Source organism: Pseudomonas sp. FP2300 (assembly GCF_030687595.1).
Taxonomy (GTDB): Bacteria; Pseudomonadota; Gammaproteobacteria; order Pseudomonadales; family Pseudomonadaceae; genus Aquipseudomonas; species Aquipseudomonas bijieensis.
The window spans coordinates 3,187,091-3,207,902 of record NZ_CP117440.1; the positions used below are offsets into that span (position 1 = coordinate 3,187,091).

The 20,812-nt window shown below is 62.7% G+C and carries 18 protein-coding genes; 8 read left to right on the plus strand and 10 right to left on the minus strand.

Annotated features, from left to right (window positions below; all coding sequences use genetic code 11):
• The first annotated feature begins 5 nt into the window (after nt 1-5).
• The 5 genes from moaA to PSH86_RS14260 all read left to right on the plus strand — a co-directional run bounded on the left by moaA (nt 6) and on the right by PSH86_RS14260 (nt 5,984).
• Nucleotides 6-998 carry a GTP 3',8-cyclase MoaA gene (gene moaA / locus PSH86_RS14240; protein ID WP_163853860.1) on the plus strand — a complete coding sequence of 331 codons (993 nt, stop codon included), beginning with the start codon at nt 6-8 and terminating at the stop codon, nt 996-998.
• 351 nt (nt 999-1,349) lie between these two features.
• Entirely contained in the window at nt 1,350-3,365 is a 2,016-nt protein-coding gene (locus tag PSH86_RS14245; protein ID WP_109756122.1) for a ribonucleoside triphosphate reductase, read from the plus strand.
• A 31-nt stretch (nt 3,366-3,396) separates the two neighbouring features.
• On the plus strand, nt 3,397-3,558 hold the full coding sequence (nrdD, locus tag PSH86_RS14250; protein WP_109756121.1) for an anaerobic ribonucleoside-triphosphate reductase: 162 nt from the start codon (nt 3,397-3,399) through the stop codon (nt 3,556-3,558).
• A complete protein-coding gene (locus tag PSH86_RS14255; protein WP_232199924.1) occupies nt 3,555-4,250 on the plus strand; it encodes an anaerobic ribonucleoside-triphosphate reductase activating protein in 696 nt (231 codons plus the stop codon). Before nrdD ends, PSH86_RS14255 begins: the two co-directional genes overlap by 4 nt.
• A gap of 114 nt (nt 4,251-4,364) precedes the next feature.
• A complete protein-coding gene (locus PSH86_RS14260; RefSeq protein WP_305490290.1) occupies nt 4,365-5,984 on the plus strand; it encodes a methyl-accepting chemotaxis protein in 1,620 nt (539 codons plus the stop codon).
• A gap of 165 nt (nt 5,985-6,149) precedes the next feature.
• Here the strand turns inward: PSH86_RS14260 and PSH86_RS14265 are convergent, their stop codons facing one another.
• From PSH86_RS14265 to PSH86_RS14280, 4 genes are read right to left on the minus strand one after another with little or no spacing between them, the layout of a single operon-like run.
• Nucleotides 6,150-7,517 (minus strand): 4Fe-4S binding protein, encoded by a 1,368-nt coding sequence (locus PSH86_RS14265; RefSeq protein WP_163853854.1) that lies wholly within the window; start codon nt 7,515-7,517, stop codon nt 6,150-6,152.
• Nucleotides 7,505-8,359: an FTR1 family protein gene (locus tag PSH86_RS14270; RefSeq protein ID WP_163853852.1), complete on the minus strand. Its 855-nt coding sequence runs from the start codon at nt 8,357-8,359 to the stop codon at nt 7,505-7,507. The genes PSH86_RS14265 and PSH86_RS14270 overlap by 13 nt, the downstream gene beginning before the upstream one ends.
• A 22-nt stretch (nt 8,360-8,381) precedes the next feature.
• The gene (locus PSH86_RS14275; RefSeq protein ID WP_163853850.1) at nt 8,382-8,744 is read right to left on the minus strand and encodes a cupredoxin domain-containing protein; all 363 of its coding nucleotides are present in this window, start codon (nt 8,742-8,744) and stop codon (nt 8,382-8,384) included.
• A gap of 2 nt (nt 8,745-8,746) precedes the next feature.
• A complete protein-coding gene (locus PSH86_RS14280) occupies nt 8,747-9,277 on the minus strand; it encodes an iron transporter (RefSeq protein WP_163853848.1) in 531 nt (176 codons plus the stop codon).
• A 203-nt stretch (nt 9,278-9,480) separates the two neighbouring features.
• Between PSH86_RS14280 and PSH86_RS14285 the strand changes: the two genes are divergently transcribed.
• Complete coding sequence (locus PSH86_RS14285) at nt 9,481-9,708, plus strand: DUF3079 domain-containing protein (RefSeq protein ID WP_028237016.1); 228 nt, start codon at nt 9,481-9,483, stop codon at nt 9,706-9,708.
• A 145-nt stretch (nt 9,709-9,853) separates the two neighbouring features.
• Here PSH86_RS14285 and PSH86_RS14290 read toward each other — a convergent pair whose 3' ends face one another.
• The 3 genes from PSH86_RS14290 to PSH86_RS14300 form a co-directional block, all read right to left on the minus strand.
• The gene (locus PSH86_RS14290; RefSeq protein WP_305490291.1) at nt 9,854-11,593 is read right to left on the minus strand and encodes a dipeptidase; all 1,740 of its coding nucleotides are present in this window, start codon (nt 11,591-11,593) and stop codon (nt 9,854-9,856) included.
• 339 nt (nt 11,594-11,932) lie between these two features.
• Nucleotides 11,933-13,933, minus strand: a complete 2,001-nt coding sequence (locus tag PSH86_RS14295; RefSeq protein WP_305490292.1) for a U32 family peptidase — start codon at nt 13,931-13,933, stop codon at nt 11,933-11,935.
• 118 nt (nt 13,934-14,051) lie between these two features.
• Complete coding sequence (locus PSH86_RS14300) at nt 14,052-15,620, minus strand: sensor domain-containing diguanylate cyclase (protein WP_109756111.1); 1,569 nt, start codon at nt 15,618-15,620, stop codon at nt 14,052-14,054.
• A 127-nt stretch (nt 15,621-15,747) separates the two neighbouring features.
• Between PSH86_RS14300 and PSH86_RS14305 the strand changes: the two genes are divergently transcribed.
• On the plus strand, nt 15,748-16,206 hold the full coding sequence (locus PSH86_RS14305) for a metallophosphoesterase family protein (protein ID WP_109756110.1): 459 nt from the start codon (nt 15,748-15,750) through the stop codon (nt 16,204-16,206).
• Nucleotides 16,207-16,212: 6 nt separating this feature from the next.
• Here the strand turns inward: PSH86_RS14305 and PSH86_RS14310 are convergent, their stop codons facing one another.
• From PSH86_RS14310 to PSH86_RS14320, 3 genes are all read right to left on the minus strand, one after another.
• On the minus strand, nt 16,213-17,115 hold the full coding sequence (locus PSH86_RS14310) for a sugar phosphate isomerase/epimerase family protein (RefSeq protein ID WP_116832281.1): 903 nt from the start codon (nt 17,113-17,115) through the stop codon (nt 16,213-16,215).
• 177 nt (nt 17,116-17,292) lie between these two features.
• A complete protein-coding gene (locus PSH86_RS14315; protein WP_305490293.1) occupies nt 17,293-18,462 on the minus strand; it encodes a Gfo/Idh/MocA family protein in 1,170 nt (389 codons plus the stop codon).
• Nucleotides 18,463-18,482: 20 nt separating this feature from the next.
• Nucleotides 18,483-19,406, minus strand: coding sequence for a TIM barrel protein (locus PSH86_RS14320; protein WP_163853841.1), 924 nt, complete (start codon nt 19,404-19,406; stop codon nt 18,483-18,485).
• Nucleotides 19,407-19,533: 127 nt separating this feature from the next.
• Between PSH86_RS14320 and PSH86_RS14325 the strand changes: the two genes are divergently transcribed.
• A complete protein-coding gene (locus PSH86_RS14325) occupies nt 19,534-20,589 on the plus strand; it encodes a LacI family DNA-binding transcriptional regulator (RefSeq protein WP_176687969.1) in 1,056 nt (351 codons plus the stop codon).
• Nucleotides 20,590-20,812 lie beyond the last annotated feature (223 nt).

The window sequence follows — 20,812 nt, forward strand, 5'->3', positions numbered from 1 at the left end:
TCTTCATGAACGCGGTGTTGCAGGACGGATTTGGGCGCCAGATCGATTATTTGCGGATGTCGGTGACCGATCGTTGTGATTTTCGTTGTGTGTATTGCATGGCGAAAAACATGACCTTCCTGCCGCGTCAGCAAGTGTTGACCCTGGAGGAGTTGCAGCGCCTGGCGCGGCTGTTCGTCGGCCTGGGGGTGAAGAAAATCCGCCTGACCGGTGGCGAGCCGCTGATTCGTCCAGGCATCGTCGGGCTGTGTCGCGACATTGCGGCATTGCCCGGCCTGCGGGAACTGGTGATGACCAGCAACGGCTCGCAGCTGGGGCGATTGGCCCAGCCGCTGGTCGAGGCTGGGGTCAAGCGCATGAACATCAGCCTCGACAGCCTGGACGGTGAACGCTTTCGGGCGATCACCCGCAACGGCAACCTGGACCAGGTGCTGGCTGGCATTGAAGCGGCGAAGGTGGCCGGTTTCGAACGGATCAAACTCAACTGCGTGGTGATGAAAGGGCGCAACTTCGATGAAGTCCCGGCGCTGGTGCAGTACGCCATCGATCAACGCATCGACATCAGCTTCATCGAGGAAATGCCCTTGGGAGAGGTCGGGCGTTCCCGGGGCGAGTCGTTCTGTTCCAGCGATGAGGTCCGGGCCGAGATTGCCCGGCATCATCGCCTGCTCGACAGCGCCGAGAGCAGTGGCGGACCGGCGCGCTATGTGCGCCTGGAGCGTCATCCGGATACTCGGATCGGGTTCATTTCACCCAACACCCATAACTTCTGTGCCAGTTGCAACCGTGTCCGCATGACTGTCGAAGGGCGCTTGCTGTTGTGCCTGGGACAAGAGGATTCCCTCGACCTGCGCGGCTTGCTGCGGCGTTATCCGCTGGAAGACCAACCGGTGATCCAGGCGGTGCAGCAGGCGCTGCGCGGCAAGCCACTGCGCCATGACTTCAATCCGGGTGGGGAAGTGCAGATCGTGCGGTTCATGAACATGAGTGGGGGCTGAGCAAGTCCCATAAGGGGTTTGTAGTGGATACAAATTTTGCAGTCACCCCGAAACTCATGTGGGAGCGGGCTTGCTCGCGAAGGCGGTGGGTCAGCTTGCATTAATGTTGAATGTGCTGGCCCCTTCGCGAGCAAGCCCGCTCCCACAGGGATCTGTGGTGAATCCAAATCCAACGGTCACTTCGAAACCTGTGTGGGAGCGAGGTGCTGCCAAATGACCTTTCAAGGCTGATGGACAGTCGCCCTCGATTCTTGATGTCGATCAATTGCAACCCTGGCTTTTGCCCGTACTCTCCACTGCATATTGTGTTTGTTTAATTAAAAAAGCCTATATGTAGTGTCTGGAGCCAAAATGCAGAGCACGTTGATCACAGTAGGATGTAACCGCTTGCATAAGCGCGATGGCAGTGTGGTTGCCTTTGACGCGGACAAGATCCGCCAGGCGCTGATCGCTGCGGGCAAGGCCACGGGCGAGTACGCCGAAGCCGAAGCCGAGGGGTTGCTCAAGGCGGTGTTGGCGCGGTTGGAAGGGCAGGCGCGGTTGAACGTCGAGCAGATCCAGGACCGGGTCGAGCGAGTGCTGATGGACGCCGGTTACTTTCTCTCCATGCGGGCCTACATCGTCTATCGCGAGCAACACGGACGCCTGCGTCGGGATCGCCGTACGTTGGTGGAAGTCGCCACGTCGATGAACGAATACCTGGATCGCGAAGACTGGCGCGTTCAGGCCAACGCCAACCAGGGCTATTCCCTCGGCGGGCTGATCCTCAACGTATCGGGCAAGGTCACCGCCAACTACTGGCTCGACGAAGTTTATAGCCAAGCCATCGGTGAGGCGCATCGCGAGGCTGACCTGCATATCCACGACCTGGACATGCTCGCCGGCTACTGTGCCGGCTGGTCGTTGCGCACCCTGTTGCACGAAGGCCTCAACGGCGTGCCAGGGCGGGTCGAGGCCGGGCCGCCCAAGCATCTGAGCAGTGCCCTGGGGCAGATGGTGAATTTCCTCGGCACCCTGCAAAACGAATGGGCCGGCGCCCAGGCGTTCAGCTCATTCGACACCTACCTGGCGCCCTATGTGCGCAAGGACCAACTCAGCTACGACGAGGTCCGCCAATCGCTGCAGGAGTTCATCTACAACCTCAACGTGCCGTCGCGCTGGGGCACGCAAACCCCGTTCACCAACCTCACGTTCGACTGGGTCTGCCCACAGGACCTGCGCGAACAGATCCCGGTGATTGGCGGCGAAGAAATGCCGTTCGCCTACGGTGACTTGCAAGCGGAAATGGAGCTGATCAACCGCGCCTACATCGAAGTGATGCAGGCCGGCGATGCGAAAGGCCGGGTGTTCACTTTCCCGATCCCGACCTACAACATCACCCATGACTTCCCCTGGGACAGCGAGAACGCCGACCGCCTGTTCGAAATGACCGCCCGCTACGGCCTGCCGTATTTCCAGAACTTCCTCAACTCGGACATGCAACCCAACCAGGTGCGCTCGATGTGCTGTCGCTTGCAACTGGACGTGCGCGAGCTGCTCAAGCGCGGTGGCGGCCTGTTCGGTTCGGCGGAACAGACCGGTTCCCTGGGCGTGGTGACGATCAACTGTGCCCGTCTGGGCTACCTGTACAAAGGCAATACCAGCGCATTGCTGCAACGCATCGATGCCCTGATGGAATTGGCGAAAGAGAGCCTGGAGGTCAAGCGCAAGGTTATCCAGCATCACATGGATGCCGGTTTGTACCCCTACACCAAGCGTTACCTGGGCACGTTGCGCAATCACTTCTCCACCATCGGTGTGAATGGCCTGCACGAAATGCTGCGCAATTTCACCGATGACCAGCAAGGCCTGCACACCGAACAAGGCCGGGAATTCGCCCTGAAACTGCTGGATCACGTACGGGCCACGCTGCTGCGTTTCCAGGAAGAAACCGGCCACCTCTACAACCTGGAAGCCACGCCTGCCGAGGGCACCACGTACCGCTTCGCCAAGGAAGACCTCAAGCGCTACCCCGACATCCTGCAGGCCGGCAGCCCGCTCGCACCGTACTACACCAACTCATCGCAACTGCCGGTGGGCTTCACCGAGGATCCGTTCGAAGCCCTGGAGCTGCAGGACGAACTGCAATGCAAATACACCGGCGGCACCGTGTTGCACCTGTACATGGCCGAGCAGATTTCCTCCACGCAGGCCTGCAAGCAATTGGTGCGCAAGGCCCTGGGGCGCTTCCGCCTGCCGTACCTGACCATCACGCCGACCTTTTCCATCTGCCCGGTGCACGGCTACCTGGCCGGCGAACACGAGTTTTGCCCCAAATGCGACGAGGCCTTGCTGCTGCAACAACAGCGCCAGGGCAGCGTTCACTGACCCGATCCATCGACCGCAAGGAGCTTCATCCATGAGCGCATCACAATCTCTTCCGCAGGCACAGCGTCAACGTTGCGAAGTCTGGACCCGAGTGATGGGTTATCACCGCCCGGTGGCGGCCTTCAACCCGGGCAAGCAATCCGAGCACCGCGAGCGGGTGCACTTCACCGAACGCGCGGCCGGGCGTCCATGAGTCGAGTGCTACGGGTCGGGGGCATGGTGCCCCTGACCACCCTCGATTATCCGGGCCAACTGGCGTGCGTCCTGTTTTGCCAGGGCTGTGCCTGGCGTTGTCGTTACTGCCATAACCCGCAACTGATCCCGCCGCGCGGCAGCGAGGAGGTGGATTGGTGCCGGGTGCTGGCGTTCCTGCAACGCCGTCAGGATCTGCTCGACGCCGTGGTGTTCAGCGGTGGCGAGCCGACCTTGCAGGACGGCTTGGCGCCAGCCATGGAGGAAGTGCGGCAGATGGGCTTTCGCATCGGCCTGCACAGCGCCGGCATCAAGCCAGCGGCCTTCGCCAAAGTGGTCGGGCAAGCCGATTGGGTGGGGTTCGACATCAAGGCCTTGCCCGAAGATGCCCTGGACGTGACCCGGGTCGAAGGCAGCGGCGCCGCCAACTGGCGCAGCCTTGACCATCTGCTGGCCAGCGGCGTGGATTACGAATGTCGCACCACCGTGCACTGGCACCTGTTCGACCCCGAGCGCCTGTTGACCCTCGCCCGGCGCTTGAGCGAACGGGGCGTCACACGGTTTGCCGTGCAACTGGTACGTACCGCGCGGATGCTCGATCCGCATCTTTCCAGCGTCTCGGCACACCGCTTGCAACCTGAACTGTGGGCCGCGCTGCGCGAGATGTTTCCTTCGTTCGTGTTGCGCAGTTGACCGAGCGCGGGAATGAGCGACCGACAGCGGCCCGGGGTGACCGGGCCCTTCTTTTTTTTCAAGGTTTTCAAATGCGCTGCCAGCCGGCAGGTAGTTGAACAGGGAGCATTTGACATGACCAGACTCACCACCGCCCGACGTATCGTGCTCGGTTTCGCCATCGCACCGCTGGCCTTGATCGCCTTGACGTTCTACGCCTTGAGCGACCTGGCGATGTTGCGCGACCAGGCCGAGCAGGTCGTCAGGCAGGATTGGCCGAAGATCGATCCGATCATGGTGATCGCCACGGGCGTGCGCGATAACGCCAGGAATACCCGGGACTTGCTGATCGACAAGAACAATGCGCAGGTCCAGCAATCCATCGACGCCACCCGGCAACGGATTACCCAGGCCTTCGCCACGCTGGAGCCGCTGTTCGATCAGCCCGAAGGCAAGGCCGCGTATGCCGAACTGAAGAAACGTCGCGAGGCCTATGTGGCGGCGTTCGTCCAGGTGCAGGCGTTGATCCGCCAGGGCGCGACGGAGGAGGCGATGACGCAGCTCAAGCAAGGAGTGATCCCGGCGGAGCGCGAGGTGTACAAGAGTCTCGAAGGGATCATGGCGATGCAGGGCAAGCTCTTCGTCGAGCGTGAGCACCAGGCACAGGCGCGCTACAACGATGCGCGACGCAACATGCTGGCGATGGTGCTGGCTTGCCTGGCCCTGGTGAGTACTGTCGCGATCCTGGTGACCCGCAGCGTGACCCGTCCCCTGGGCGGTGAGCCCGATGACGCGGCGCGGGTGCTCAGCCATATCGCCCAGGGTGACCTGACGATCCGCGTACCCGTGGGTGTCGGCGCCAATGACAGCGTGATGAGCAACATGCACGACATGCAGCAGAGTCTCAACAGCATGGTCCGGCATATCGCGGCCTCGGTGGATCGAGTGGCCAGTTCCTCCGAGGAGCTGAGCGCCGTGAGCAGCCAGACCAGCAGCACCTTGCAGTTGCAAGGCCAGGAAATCGAACAGGCTGCCGCGGCCGTGAACCAGATGACCGCGGCGGTGGATGAAGTGGCGCGCAATGCCGTGAGCACCAGTGAAGCTTCGCGAGTATCCGAGCAAACTGCCCAGCGCGGTCGTGAACAGGTCCAGGAAACGGTCGTTTCCATTACCGCGCTGGCCGAAGGTGTCACGGCCAGTTCCGGGCGAATCCAGCAACTGGCCGGACGGGTCCAGGACATCAGTTCGGTGCTGGATGTGATCCGCAGCATCGCCGAGCAGACCAATCTTCTGGCCCTGAACGCCGCCATCGAAGCGGCCCGTGCCGGCGATGCCGGGCGTGGCTTTGCGGTGGTGGCCGATGAAGTCCGCGCGTTGGCTCATCGGACCCAGGATTCGACCCGGGAAATCGAGGGCATGATCGGCAACATCCGCCTGGACAGCGGGCACGCGGTGAGCTCCATGCAAAGCAACAGCGAGCTGGTGCAGGTCACGCTGCAAGTCGCCCAGCGTTCCGGCGATGCCCTGGACGAAATCGCCCGCTCGATCTCGCAGATCAACGAGCGCAACCTGATGATCGCCAGTGCCACCGAACAGCAGGCCCTGGTGGCGCGAGAGGTGGATCGTAACCTGGTGGGTATTCGCAACCTGTCCGAGCAGGTCATGCTGGGCGCCCGGCATACCGATACGGCGGGCCAGGACTTGGCGCAGATGGCCGGGTCACTGCATGAGACGGTGGCGCGGTTCAAGGTGTAGGTGACCATCGCGGGGCAGGTGTGCGCGGCAATCGCGTACACCTGATATCCCCTGTGGGAACGAGCCTGCTCGCGATGGCGTTGGGTCAGCTTGTGGTGATGTTGGATGTGCCGGCATCATCGCGAGCAGGCTCGCTCCACAGAAATCCAGATGTTGGAGCCGTGATCACCATCCCCAGAATTGCAGCCACCAGCCATAGCCCACCAGGCCGCTGGCCGATACCAGGCAGGCCATGGCGAGCAGTCGCCGGACGGGTGATGCGGTTGTTTGTTCCAGACGCCTATAGCCCAGCCACAAACTCCAGGCTATGGCCGCTACCAGCAACCCGGCCCGTGCCGGTTGTACCCACTCCAGCAGCAGTCCTTCATAGCGCAGCAGTTTGACCGTGGTGGCCGACAAACCGAGGAACAACCCTGCACCGCCGAGGGGCGTCAGGGTGATGGCCAAGGGCCAATATTGTGCGCTGTCACCCGTGAGTCGCGCCGCCAGACGCATCAGCAGCATCAGCGAAGTGCCTATCAGCAGCGCACTCGTGCCCAGGTACGCAACAATGCAAAAACCATCGAGCCAGCTGAAGCTGTCATTGAGCTGCGGATAGTGCGTCAGCAGCCACCAAGGTGCGTTGTCCTGGAGTGCCCACAGCCAATCGTGACTGACCAGCCACTGGGCCAGGCTCTGCTTGAAGTCAATGAACCAAGGGCTGACGGTCCACTGGAAAGCGCCCATGGCCAGGCCGATCACACCGAACAGCAGCAAGCGAGCATCCCAGGCTGAAAGCGTGTTAGCCGTCGAATGAAGGATTTCCTCGCTGCTGGAGCGGGCAATCAGCCGCACCGCGTCGCGCTGGCCGCTGCAGCGACCACAGGCGTGGCAATCGGCGGCGCCGCGCAGGCGACGGATGTCCAGCAGCGGTGCGCAATTGGGAGGAGGGCGACGCGGCGGCGGGTTCTCCAGCCAGCGTTGTTCGTCCACCTGGAAGTGCACCGGCGCCAAGCGAGCCAGCAGGGAAAAGACACCGCTGACCGGGCACAAGTAACGGCACCACACCCGCTTGCCCCGGGCGAACAACAGGCCGACGATCACCGCGGCAACGGTCGAGCCACCCAGGATCAGCAGCGCCGCCTGGGCATAGTCGTACACGCTGATCAACTGGCCGTAGACCGTGGTCAGGCAGAACGCCAGGGTCGGCCAGCCGGCCCAGCGTAACCCGCGCGGCACCCCGAGGCCCTTGCCGTAATGGCTGGCCCATTCGCTCAGGGCGCCTTCCGGGCACAACACGCCACACCAGAGGCGACCGAACAGCACGATCGACAGCAGCACGAACGGCCACCACAGGCCCCAGAACAGAAACTGCGCCAGCAGCGTGAGGTTGTCGAACAGACGCGCCTGGCTGCTGGGCAGCGCCGACAGGGCCGGCACCACCAGCAGCACCGCGTAGAACAGCACCACCGCCCATTGCACGGCACGAATGGTTGCACCGTGGCGCCGCATGCCGTCGCCCAGGCGCTGGAGCCAGGGGTTCAGGTCGGGCATGGCAGGTTTTCCGCCTTGCGTGGGCGCAGCCAGCCCGCGACTAAGCCCCAATAGCCCAGCCACACCAGCAGTGTCATCGCGCTCGGGCTGGCTCGATAGCCGGTGAAATCCGCCAGGAACCCACCGAAACCATGACCGTCGTCGAGTATCGCGCTGCTGTCCCACAATGCGTCGCCAATGCCGCGATACACCGCCTCGGGCCAATCCATCGCAAGCAGTTGCCCGCCGACCCGCTCGATACCACTGACCAGCAACGCCGCGCCCAACAGCAGCAGGATCGCTTCGCTGATGGCAAAGAACCGCGGCCATGAGATGAACCGGCGACTGCTGTGCAACAAGGAGACGGTCAGCAACGACAGTACCAGCCCGGCCAGCGCACCGACGGCGAACAGGCCCAGTTGCGGCCCTTGCAGGCGCGCGCCGGCACCGTACAGGAAAACCACGGTTTCACTGCCTTCGCGGCTCACGGCGAGTAACGCCAGCAGCAACAGCCCGAGGCCGCCCTGGCGGCTCAGGCGCTGGTCGGCGTGGCGCGTCAAGTCATGCTTGAGCGTCCGCGCGTTCCGGTGCATCCAGCCTACCATCTGCACGATCAGCAGGCTGGCGACCAGGGCCAACGACGCCTGGAACCATTCATTGGCGGTACCGCTCATGGCTTCGCCGGCCAGCAGGATCAGCCCGGCCAGCACGCCGGAAAGCAGCAAGCCCAGCGCCGCGCCGGCCCATACGTAGCGCAGCAGTTGGCTGGCTTGTTGCTGCCGGCTGACCCAGGCCTGGAGAATCCCGATCACCAACAACGCCTCGACGCTTTCGCGCCAGACAATAAACATCGATTGAGTCATGCAAATGCCTCTTGCTGGCCGATTACCGGGCGAGAATCCCGCCCTCGGGCAGTTGCGGATTGAATTCATCGAAAAACGGATAGTGCCCCGGGCGCAACGGGTGGATCACCACGAAGGTGGTGACGCCGGGCGAGAGCACTTTCTCTACGCGCAATGGCGTGCTTTCGAACTCCGCCGGGCCCTGGCCGACGTTCTTCAGCACGATCTTGAAGCGTTGCCCGGCTGGCACTTCCAGTTGCGGCGGCGTGAAATGCCCGTCGCGGATGCTCAACTCGTAGGTCGGCAGTTCGGCATGGGCGATCGAGGGCAGCATCAAGCCGGCCAGCGTCAACCAGGCCAGGCGTCGATGAGCCGCGATGTGCCGGCGGCAGGAGGAGCGGCCCATGCTCAGTACCCGCCTTTTTTACCGATCCCGGCGTAGACGAATTCGTAATGCAGTTCGCAGCGGTCGAACCAGGGTGCCACGCCGGTTTCCTTGTCGGTATGACGACCGAGGGAGCCGTGGCCGCCAGGTGGCAGGACGGTGAAGGTCAGTTGATATTTGCCAGGGCCGAGCAGCTTGACGTTGTCGCCATAGTGCGGCCCGTCGTTGGCGACCATGGCGTGGAAGTCACCCTTGAGCTCGGTGTCGTTGCCTTGTTTCTTCAGTTGGAACGACACATTGAGATAGGGCACGAAACTGCCTTCCTGGAAGCCCTGCTTGTTGTCCGCCGTGGCGCGGATGTCGGCTTCCAGGTGGACGTCGGAATCGGCCGTGGCCCGCATCATCCCGGCCGGTGCCATTTCAATCGGCTGCAGATACACCGCACCGACCTCCAGCCCCGGGCATATTTGCGGTTCGCCGATGGGGTATTCCTTGGCCTGGGCCAGCGGTGCGAGAAACAGCAGGGCGAGGGACAGCGGAGCAAGGGTACGCATGGTGACTTCCTGGACGACGTTAGAGATGGCCGAGTCTAGGAAGCTTTGCTGCGAATAATAATGATTCTTGTCAATTTTCAGCGCGAATTTTTGATCGGCGAACGTCGGTTCGCTGCCGTGCGGCTGTTCTTGATCGGGATCAAGGGAGGCAGGGCCCCGACGCGCTAGGGTGCGGGTACACCCATCGGTCAAAAGGGGTCGTCATGGCAAAGCCTTTTCCCATCAGTCCCAAACATCCCGAGCGCATTTGTTGGGGCTGTGATCGTTACTGTCCGACCAGTGCGCTGGCCTGTGGCAACGGTGCCGATCGCACGATGCACCCGGCCGAGATGATCGGGGAGGACTGGTACCTGCACGGTGATTGGGGGTTGGAGCTGGTGGACATTACCGCCAAGGTCATTGACCCAAGCGCAACCCACCTGAAGGAATGAAATAAACCTGTGGCGAGGGGATTTATCCCCGCTCGGTTGCGCAGCGACCGCAACATCCTGGGGCTGCTGCACAGCCCAACGGGGATAAATCCCCTCGCCACAATGAAAACCAACAGACCTTGATAACGGTCCCGTGCTGGGCCGATCAGAGCTTCGGCAACTGCCCGATCCGTCCCATCATTTCCGTCACGATCTGCAAGTCCAACAGGAACTGCTCGACCGTCTTGAACTCGTTGTCGTTGTGGCCGGTGTACTTGACGTCGGGCATCGCCAGGCCGAACTGCACGCCGTTGGGCAAGTCGTGGACCGATGTGGCGCCAGCGGAGGTGCCGTATTTGTGTTCCATGCCGAGATTCTCAGTGGCGACGGCCAACAGGGCCTTGACCCATTCACCCTCGGGGTTGCGGTACATCGGCGCGTCAACGGAACAGTCGAAGGCCACCGCAACGTGGGACTTCTTGCTCCAGGCGGTCAGCTTGTCGGCAATTTCAGTCTTGAGGGCCTCGGGGGTCTTGCCGACTGGCACTCGCAGGTTGACCGCCAGCTTGAAGGTTTTTTCATCCATGCCAACGTAGGTCAGGGACGCGGTCAGCGGGCCCATGAAGGCATCGGAAAAGCCAATCCCCAGTTTGCTACCCAGGTAGTCCAGGCCCCAGTTGTCGGCGGCGTAGCGAGCGGCGTCGGTGATGTGGTTGTGCTTGAGTGCGACCTTGCCGTCGAGGCTGTTGATGAAGTCCAGCATCCTCGCCACCGGGTTGACGCCGGATTCGGGTTCGGAGGAGTGCGCGGAAACGCCGGTGAAGGTCAGCTTGACGTCCTTGCCGACGACCTGGGTGCTCACTTCGAAGTTGCCACCGTTACGCTTGGCATAGTCGGTCGCGGCTTTGAGCAGGCTGGCGGCCAGTTCGGCGGGCTTGTCGCTGGCGAAGGTGGCAACGGAGGTCGACGGAATCTGATTGGTCGCCAGACCGCCCGTCAGCGCGGTAATTTCTGCTCCCTTGCCCTGTGCGGCACGCCGGGTGAAGTTCGCCATGACGGTACCGTAGCCTTTCTCGGCAATGATCACGGGGTAGCCGCCATCCAGCGCCAGGTTGTAGCTGGGCGTCGGGTTGCGTTCGAAGTAATAGGGGATCGCGTCGCCAGTGGTTTCCTCGGTGGTGTCGACCAGCAGCTTGAAATTGCGCGCCAGCGGCAGTTTCTCTTCCTTGATGATTTTCATGGCGTAGAGCGCCACGACGATACCGTTCTTGTCATCCTCGGTGCCGCGGCCATACATGCGGTCGCCCACCAGGGTGACCTTGAACGGATCGAGACGGGTGCCGTCCTTGAGCACCCAGTTTTCCGGCGTCACCGGCACCACATCGGCATGGGCGTGAATGCCCACGACTTCGTCGCCGCTGCCGTCGAGGGAAATCTCATAGACGCGGTTGTCGACGTTGCGGAAGTTCAGGTTGAAAGACTCGGCCAGGCTTTTGATCTTGGCGGCGATCTTGAGGAACTCCGGGTTCTCGTGCTGGGCTACGCCGTCCTTGCGAAAGGTCGGGATGGCGACCAGTTCCTTCAGCGTCTCGGTGGCTGCGTTGCCGTACTTCACTCGGGCATAGAGGCCCAGCAGGCGATGGATTTCGTTCTGCTGTTCAGCCGAAAGGGTTTTGTTAGCGACGAAGGCATCGATGGCCGGGCCGAGGTTGGCGGTCTTGGCCAGGTCGCTCTTGGCCACGCTTGCCAGGAACTGCCGGAAATCCGTGACTGAGGTGTCAGAGAAGGTTTTGACGATGGCCGCGCTTTGTTGGGCGGTGATGTTGGCGAAGGCCGGCGTGGTCATCGATGCGAGGCTGGACAGCATCAGGGTGGCCATGGCCAGGTGTTTGAGCGAGAAGTCCATTGCTGGGCATTCCTTTGCAGGCTGTAGGGGTTAAGTGTCTGATTTGTGACACAAACATTTACAACCTAACAGGCGAGTGCGGGGTAGGGGAGTCTTGCGGGGGAATCTGTCGCACAGTGAGGCAAAAACGGCGCAGAAATGAAAAACAGTGTGGGAGAGCTGGCACCCATCTGGTCTGAGTTGAATGTTGACCTGCTCGCGATGACGGTGGTCCGGTCAGTCTCTCTACAAGCTGGCCCACCGCTATCGCGAGCAGGCTCGCTCCCACAAGGGATCTGTTCATAAGTGTAGTGAACACCCTCAGCCCAATGTGGGAGCAAGCTCCCACATTGCTCATGCTTAATGCGGTGCGCGGGGGATCGTCTTGAGCAGGTCTTCAGGGCTGATGTAGCCGACCACGGGCTGCGCCGTGCTACCGGGCAATGGCAGGTCAAGGATGTGCCCCTTGATCTTGCCGACCACGTGCATCTCGCAGGGTTTGCAGTCGAACTTCAGCGTCAGCACTTCATCCCCGTGGATCAGTTGCATCGGCGCGACCTTGGTGCGCACGCCGGTGACGCCCTTGGCCTGCTTGGGGCAGAGGTTGAACGAGAAGCGCAGGCAGTGCTTGGTGATCATCACCGGCACTTCGCCGGTTTCCTCGTGGGCCTCGAACGCGGCGTCGATCAACTTGACCCCGTGGCGGTGATAGAAATCCCGGGCCTTCTGGTTGTAGACGTTGGCCAGGAACGACAGGTGCGACTCCGGGTACACCGGCGGCGGGCTGGTCTCGGCCTTGCGGCCACCGCGTGGGTGGGCCTCGATGCGGGCGGCGGTGAGGGCTTCGATGGCTTCACGGCGCAACGCCTTGAGCTGCGAGTTGGGGATGAAGAACGCCTGGGGCGCATCCAGCTCGATTGCGGTGGCGTGGTACTCGGTGGTGCCCAGCTGACCAAGCAGGTCATGCAATTGTTCCAGGGCTTGTTCCGGCTTGTTGGCCAGGCCGAACGGCCCGTCCAGGGTGACGCTGGCGCTGATGTCTTCCTCGCTGGTAGCGGTCAGTTCCAGGCGCGCTTCACTCAGGCGCGCAACCCAGGCCAGGCCGACCCGGCGCTCGGAGGAGGTCTTGAGCAAGGCTTGCTGCCAGTTGTGATCCAGGTTGCGGCTCAACGGATGGTTGGGGCGCAACTGGTACATGCCCGCCGGCATCTCGTTGGGTTCGACGCGGTAGCGGTAACGCTTCTGGCCGTCCTCTTCGAATTCACCCTTGGGCTCGGCGATGTTGGCGCGGAAACCGACGACTTCGCGCTTGACCAGCACGTTGAGCCCATCGCCGTTGGACAGCGGATCGAAGGTCACCACTTGCAGGTCGCGCTTGCCGACTTTCTCCACCACGCCCACCGGCACGCCAGTGAACGTTGGCGAATCGAAGGCGCCGATGTCGATCTTGCGCTCGCTGACGAAATAGTCGGTGCTGCCACGGTGGAAGGTCTTGTCCGGATCGGGGACGAAGAAGTGCGCGGTACGGCCGCTGGACGCGCGGGCCAGGTCCGGGCGGTCTTCGAGGACATTGTCCAGGCGCTGGCGGTAATAGGCGGTGATGTTCTTCACATAGCCCGTGTCCTTGTAGCGCCCTTCGATCTTGAATGAGCGCACGCCGGCGTCGACCAGATCGCGGATGTTGGCGCTCTGGTTGTTGTCTTTCATCGACAGCAGGTGTTTTTCATAGGCGACGACCCGGCCCTGGTCGTCCTTCAAGGTGTAGGGCAGGCGACAGGCCTGGGAGCAGTCGCCACGGTTGGCGCTGCGGCCGTTCTGGGCATGGGAGATGTTGCACTGGCCGGAAAAGGCCACGCACAGCGCGCCGTGGATGAAGAACTCGATGGCCGCTTCGGTTTCGTCGGCGATGGCACGGATTTCCTGCAGGTTCAGCTCACGGGCCAGGACCAGTTGCGAGAAACCGGCCTGGTCGAGGAACTTGGCCCGCGCCAGGGTGCGGATGTCGGTCTGGGTGCTGGCGTGCAGCTCGATGGGCGGGATATCCAGCTCCATCACCCCCAGGTCCTGGACGATCAGTGCGTCGACGCCGGCGTCGTACAGTTGGTGGATCAGCTGGCGGGCCGGCTCCAGTTCATTGTCGTGCAGGATGGTATTGATCGTGGTGAACACCCGGGCGTGGTAGCGATGGGCGAACTCCACCAGCCGGGCGATATCGCCCACCTCGTTGCAGGCGTTATGACGCGCGCCGAAACTCGGGCCACCGATGTACACGGCGTCGGCGCCATGCAGGATGGCCTCGCGGGCGATGGTCACGTCGCGGGCGGGGCTGAGCAATTCCAGATGATGTTTGGGCAAGGACATGTATTTTTTATCAGGCTGGTCACGGACGAAGCGAGCATTGTAGCCGCCAGGCGCCTGGTCGGCACCTGTGGCCTTGGGTTTGCGCGATCCTGACCGATGCGCGGCGCTCCCGCGGGGCTCACTCCGGCGTCGAGCCGGCGCTGCACCAGCGGTTTCGCCCGGTGTTCTTGGCCAGGTACAGGAAGGCGTCGGCAGCCTTGATCAGCATGGCCGGGGTGACGTCCTCGCCGCTCGGCTGGCTGGTGGTGACGCCCGCGCTGACAGTCACCAGGCCCAACGGATGATCGCCGTGTTCAATGTTCAAGGCCCTGACGGCTTCGAGGATTTGCTGGGCGACCTTGGCGGCACCGGCGCTGTCGGTGTTTGGCAGCAACACGGTGAACTCTTCACCGCCATAGCGGACCGCCAGATCGGCCGGCCTTTTGATGGTCTGCCCGATCGCGGCGGCAATCGCCCGCAGGCAATCATCGCCGGCGGCATGGCCGTACCGGTCGTTGAAACGTTTGAAGTAATCGACGTCGAGCATGATCAGGGCCAGGGACGAACCCTGGCGCCTGGCCAGGCGTAGTTCATCGGCCAGGGCGATGTCCAGTCGCCTGCGGTTGCCCAGCCCGGTCAGGCTGTCGGTCAGCGCCATGTCGCGCATGGCCTGGTGGGCGCTGCGAATCTGCTTCTCCATGGTCATGCGGTAGCGCAGTTGGCTCAATACGATGAGCCCGAAGCCCACCAGTACCGCGATCAGGAAAATCAGCACCAGACCGGTCTTGAGCAAATCGCGGCGCCAGGGCGCGATGATCGATTCGCGGGACAAGCCGGCTTCCACCACCAGCGGATAGGTGGTCAAGGCGCGATAGCCATACAGCCGCTCGGTATCGTCGACGACGGCCCTGGCCTCCGCGACGCCCTGATTCGACGTGGGCAAGTAGTTCCTGAAGATCACGCTATTGACCAGGCTCTTGCCAATCACCGAGGCGACGAAAGGACGGCGCACCAGAATCGTTCCGCTGCGTGTCGCCAGGACCAGCGCCCCTTTGTCATCGATCTTGAAGTCACCGTAGTAATCGACGAAATAGCTGACCTTGACCGTTCCGAGCAGCACACCGGCGAATGAGCCGTCGGGATTGTTCAAGCGCCGGGAGACAGGGATGATCAGGTCGTTGGTGGATCGGCTCTTGATCACTGTGCCGATGCGCACGCTTCGGTCCTCGTGAGTACGGTGATACTGGAAGTAGTCGCGGTCGGCATTGTTCGCCGGCTCCGGAATGTTTTCCTTGTCCGTTACCAGCCACTGACCGTCCGGGCCATAGATAAACAACCCGTGCAGTTGCGGCATGATCGCGGCCTGCTGCACCAATAGCTTATGGATGCGCGGCACGTCCAGGTTCTGCAGGCCGTCGCCCTCCACGCGTTCGGCGAGGGCAGCGGTGACCACATCCACTTGTCGAATGGTATCTTCGGCGTGCTGGGCCGTCGCCCGTGCCAGGTTCGTCACTGAATCCCGGGCAGACGCAAAAGCGGCGCGGTAGTCGCGCCAGGTCCGCCAGCCTTCGACGGCCAGGAAGGCGATGATGACTACCAGCATGAAGCTCACGGTCAGGCGCAATGCCGCTCCGGCCCGGACTGCTTGGGGGGAAAAGGCTTCATCAGAGCTTTCGATCTTTGGCTCTGGCCGTTTGCGTCCGAGCATCAACATTTCCTTTTACGACGGGTCTGCGCACTATTGATGCGAAGCCTATCTTATTCGATTTCAGCACGTTAGCTAGCTGCGACGAGGCAGGTATAACCGGCGACACACGATTGGGGAGAAAGGTTTCATGAAAGTTGGCGTCATTTCCGATACCCACGGCCTGCTGCGCCCCGAAGCGCTTGCCGCGCTGCAAGGCTGTGAGCGGATCATTCATGCCGGCGATATCGGCAGCCCGGAAATCCTCGACGCCCTGGCTGCCATCGGCGAGCTGCACGTGGTGCGCGGAAACAACGACCTGGAGGCCGAGTGGGCAGGGCACCTTGCCGATTGCCTGCAATTCGACCTGGGGGGGTGGCAGGTCCTATTGGTCCATGACCTCGCGGATGTGCCGGCAGCACTCGACCCGGGCGTGAGGCTGGTGATCACCGGCCATTCCCATAAACCGCTGATCGAATGGCGTGGCGAGCGGCTTTATCTCAACCCTGGCAGCGCCGGCCGGCGGCGGTTCAAGTTACCGGTGACGCTGGCGCTGCTTGAGGTGAGTGAACAGGCGATCGAGCCGCGGCTGGTCGGGTTGTTGGAATGAACCCGTCTACCTGAAGTACTTGTCGATGTAGGCCTGGATTTCCTTGCGCATGAAGCGCCCGGAGTCATCCGCCCGTTCTTCCCAGCCGAACACGCAGGCGGTGACGATGCCGTCGAAGCCGGTCTTGGCCAGTTCGCTGAAGAACAGGTCCCAGTCGATCTCGCCCTGGTGCATGTCCATGTGTTGGTGGACGGTGACTTTGGCGCCAGGTGGGTTGACGATGTAGCGCAGGCCGGAGGAGGCCTTGTGGTTGTAGGTATCGGCGATGTGGACATGGGCGATCATCGACCCGGCCTCGGCGATCATGGCCTTCATGTCATCGCCGAAGTAGAAGGTGTGCGGCGTGCAGTAAAGGAACTTGACGTTGTCCGAGCCGATGGTCTTGAGCATGTCGAGGGCCGGGTGCAGGGTTTCGCACCAGTCTTCCGGATGCGGTTCGACGTTCAGCGTGACGCCCTCGCTTTCCAGGATCGGCACCAGTTCCTCCATCGAGCGCCACCAGGCCGCTTCGCTGGACTCATGGCTGTGCACGCCACCGCAGCAGCTGACTTTATGCCCGCGATCCGGTGAAGGCCCGCGACCGAACTCTGAATTCATGGTCGTGCAGCCCATCTCCACGGCGACCTGGATGGCTTCCTTCCAGTAATTCACCGCTGCCCGGCGTTCGTCTTCATGGGGGCTGGCCCAACGATACATCGGTAACAGCGAGGCCAGTTGCAGGTTATGGTCGCGCAGGGCTTTCTTGAACTCGGCGATGCGCTCCTTGTGGGCGCGGGGGCGTACCCACCAGGGCAGGAAGTCTTCCCGTGGTGACAGCTCCAGGTATTCGTAGCCGAGCTCGGCGGTCTTGCGGCACAGGTCCGGCAGGCTCAGGTGGCGGTGCATGTAGGGGTCGAGGGCGATTTTCATTGTTGTTCTCCTTAGGAAACGCTCATTACCGTGGCGAGGGAGCTTGCTGTGGCGAGGGGATTTATCCCCGCTGGACCGCGAAACGGTCCCAAATGGATCTGCTACTGCGGTGTATCAGAATGGAATGTCGGGGGCCGCTTCGCGCCCCGGCGGGGATAAATCCTCTCGCCACAGGGGTCAATAGGCGACCCAGGTTGAATCCCGGTTGGCTGATTCAACGCAGCGTTCGACCCAGCGTACGCCTTCCACGCCGGCGTTGATGTCGGGGTAGCGCAGGGCGGCCAGCGTCGCGCTGTCGCCATGGTTGGCCGCATCCATGGCCAAGGCGAAGCGGCGATAGAGATTGGACCAGGCTTCGAACAACCCTTCGGGATGGCCGCCACCGATGCGGTCGTCCTGCAGCGCGTCGGGGTGCAGGTAGCCCATGCCGCGCTCCAGGATCTGCACGGGTTGGCCCTGGATCTCGAAGCTCAGTTGGTTGGGCCGTTCGTCCCACCATTCAAGGCTGGCACGGGAGCCGATCACGCGGATTTTCTGCCCATGCATGGAACCGGCATTCACCGCGCTGGACCAGACCATGCCCATGGCGCCGCCTTCGTATTCCATCAAGGTGTAGGCGTTGTCCTCCAACGGGGCGCGGCTGGCGACGAAGCTTTGCCGGCTGCACATCAAGCGTTTGATCTTGAGGTCGGGCAGCATCACTTTGGCCAGGTACAACGGGTGGGTGCCGACATCCCCCAGCACGTAGCTGGGCCCGGCCTGGCGCGGGTCGACGCGCCACTGGGTGGCCTGGTTCTGCGCCTCCACCGGCGCACTGTGAAAACCATGGGCAAACTGCATGTGCACCATGCGGATCTCGCCCAATGCCTGCGCCGCGATCATCTCCCGGGCCTGTTCGATCAACTGGTGCCCGGCGTAGCCGTAGGTCAAGCCAACGATGCGCCCCTTGGATTGCGCCAGGGTGCGCAGTGCCTCGGCCTGTTCGAGGGTAAAGCACAGCGGCTTTTCGCAGACCACATGCAGCCCGGCTTCCAGAGCGGCGCGGGTGATGGCGTAGTGGGTGCCGTTGGGCGTGGCGATCGACACCGCCTCGATCCCATCGGGACGTTGTGCCTCCAGCTCGAACAGGCTCAGGTAGTCCGGATAGCAGCGCGCAGGGTCGATACCCAGTTGCTCGCCAAAGGCCTGGCCGCGGGCGGGATCGATATCCAGCGCCGCGGCGAGCAATTCGAAGTTCCGGTCGCGCAGGGCGGCCGAGCGGTGGATGTAGCCGATCTGGCTGTGTTCACCGCCACCGACCATGGCCCAGCGGATGGGACGCGTAAGGGTTTTGCTGCCGTTGATCATGGGGTTTGTCCTTGTGCTGATCAGAAACCGATTCGGGCCAGGTAGGCGCGGCTGGCCGCTACGTCGTCCAGGCTGGTCCCGGCGTTGCGCGGGTCGCGTTCCTGTTCGACGGTGATGCAGCCCTGGTAACCCAATTCATGCACGAGGCTGTGCAGCGCTGGGTAGTCGATGACACCACGCCCGATGGGGCACATCACGCCCCGGGCGCAAGCGGCGAAGAAACGGATGTGTTCGTTCAGCACCTGGTCGAAAACCACCGGGTCGATGTCCTTGAAGTGCAGGTAGTCTAGGCGATGGGCGTAGGTGCGCAACGAGGCGACCGGGTCCATGCCGGCGTAGTAGAGGTGCCCGGTGTCCAGGCACAGCCCGGCGACTTCATCGGGAATCTCGTCCATCAGGCGCGCCAATTCATCGGCGAACTCGATGTAGCCACCGGCGTGAGGATGGATGACGGCGCGGATGCCGTAGGTGTGCCAGGCGAGGTCGGCGATGGCGCGGATGTGCGTCATCATGGTGTTCCAGCGTGCATCGTCCAGGCGCGGGGCGCGGTCGGAGTGGCCGGCCGCGTAGTCACGTTCCTCGTGGCCCCAGTCGATGATCACCAGGTAGGGCCCGGCATGACGCTGCCCGGCTTGCCGTTCCATGGGCGGCAGTTGTTTGAGCAGCGTGCAGATGTCGTGGGTCTGGCGCAGCAGTTCAGGCAGGTTGGCGGGGCTTACCAAGTCGTCGAAGATCGTCCCGGCGACCACATGCAGATCAAGTTCGGACAAGGCTGGGCTGACGGTTCCGACGTCTAACGGCAGGTAACCGTACGGCCCCAGCTCGATGCCGCGGTAGCCGGCCTCGGCCGCTTCGCCAAGCACTCGGCGCCACGGAGGCAGGAAAGGGTTCTTGACGTCGTCGACGCCCCAGCAGCAAGGCGCGGTGCAAATGTGGATCGTCATGGGGGACTCCGGCTGTGTTTGTTTTTATGTGCTTGGCCTGATGCTATTGGGTTGCCGCAGAGGGGGCCATGGGGTGATGGCTTAATCTGTCAAAACCCCTCATGATGCCTCGAAGAGGTGTCAAGACATGTCAGAAAAACCACGTCGTAAACTGCGTCCCACGATGGCCGATGTCGCTCGAGAAGCCGGAGTCAGCCTGTCCACCGTCGACCGGGTGCTGAACCTGCGTGCCGACGTGCGCGCCGACACCGCCCAGCGCATCGCCGCGGCGGCCGCGCGGTTGGGGTTCCATGCCAAGGGCGTTATCGAGCAGCGAGTGCTCAACGACCGCCCGACCTTGCGGCTTGGCTTCCTGTTGCAGAAAAGCGGCGTGCCTTTTTACCAGGGGCTCGCCCACGCGTTGTCGAACGCCGCCGCGACCTGCACCCGCGCGCGGATTCGTGTGGTCATCGGTTATCTGGACGATCTCGACCCGGTCACGGTGGCGCAACGCATCCTGGCCTTGCGCGACCAAGTGGACGGCCTGGGCGTGGTGGCGGTGGATCATCCCCGGGTCCGGGAGGCGGTTGCGCAATTGCGCGAGACCGGTGTTGCGGTGGTGGCGCTGCTGTCGGAGCTGTCCAGCGCCGCCGGTACCGGTTACGCAGGCCTGGACAATCGCCTGACCGGGCGCACGGCGGGCTGGTTCGTCAGTCGCCTTGCCGGCCAACCCGGGCCGGTGGCCGTCATGCTCAGCAGCCAGCGTTTCCAGTGCCAGGAGTTGTGTGAGCTGAGCTTTCGCAGTTATCTGGCGGATCACTCCAGTGAATGGGAACTGCTCGCCTCGCGCCTGACGCTGGAGGACGATGAATTCGCCTATGGCAACACGTTGGACTTGCTCACGGCGGAACCTGATCTTGTCGGGCTTTACGTGGCCGGAGGCGGCATTGCGGGGGTGTTGCGGGCATTGCGGGGCTTCAAGGAGCAACAGCTTCGCTTGCCCATCGTGGTGTGTCATGACCTGACGCCTCTGACGCGTGACGCGTTGAAGGCGGGGCTGGTTCAGGCCGTGCTGTCGCATCCGGTCGTGGCGCTGGCGGAGCAGGCCGTCGACGCCCTGGTCGAGGCCGCGACAGCCTCGCCACCCGGACCGGCGCCGAAGCGGGTGGTGCCGCTGCAGATCGATGTGTCTGAGAGCATCTGACCCCGCCAGGGGGTGCCCATGCAAAAGCGTGTGGGAGCGAGCCTGCTCGCGATGGCGGCCTGACAGCCGGCCTGGCTCTTGCGGAGGTACACCCATCAGATTTGTTTGAGCAGGAGCTGTGGGAGCAAGGCCTGCTCGCGATGGCGCGGGGGCAGTCGGTATGGAGGGTGACTGACACATCGCTTTCGCGAGCAGGCTCGCTCCCACAGGTCTCGGGCGTTAA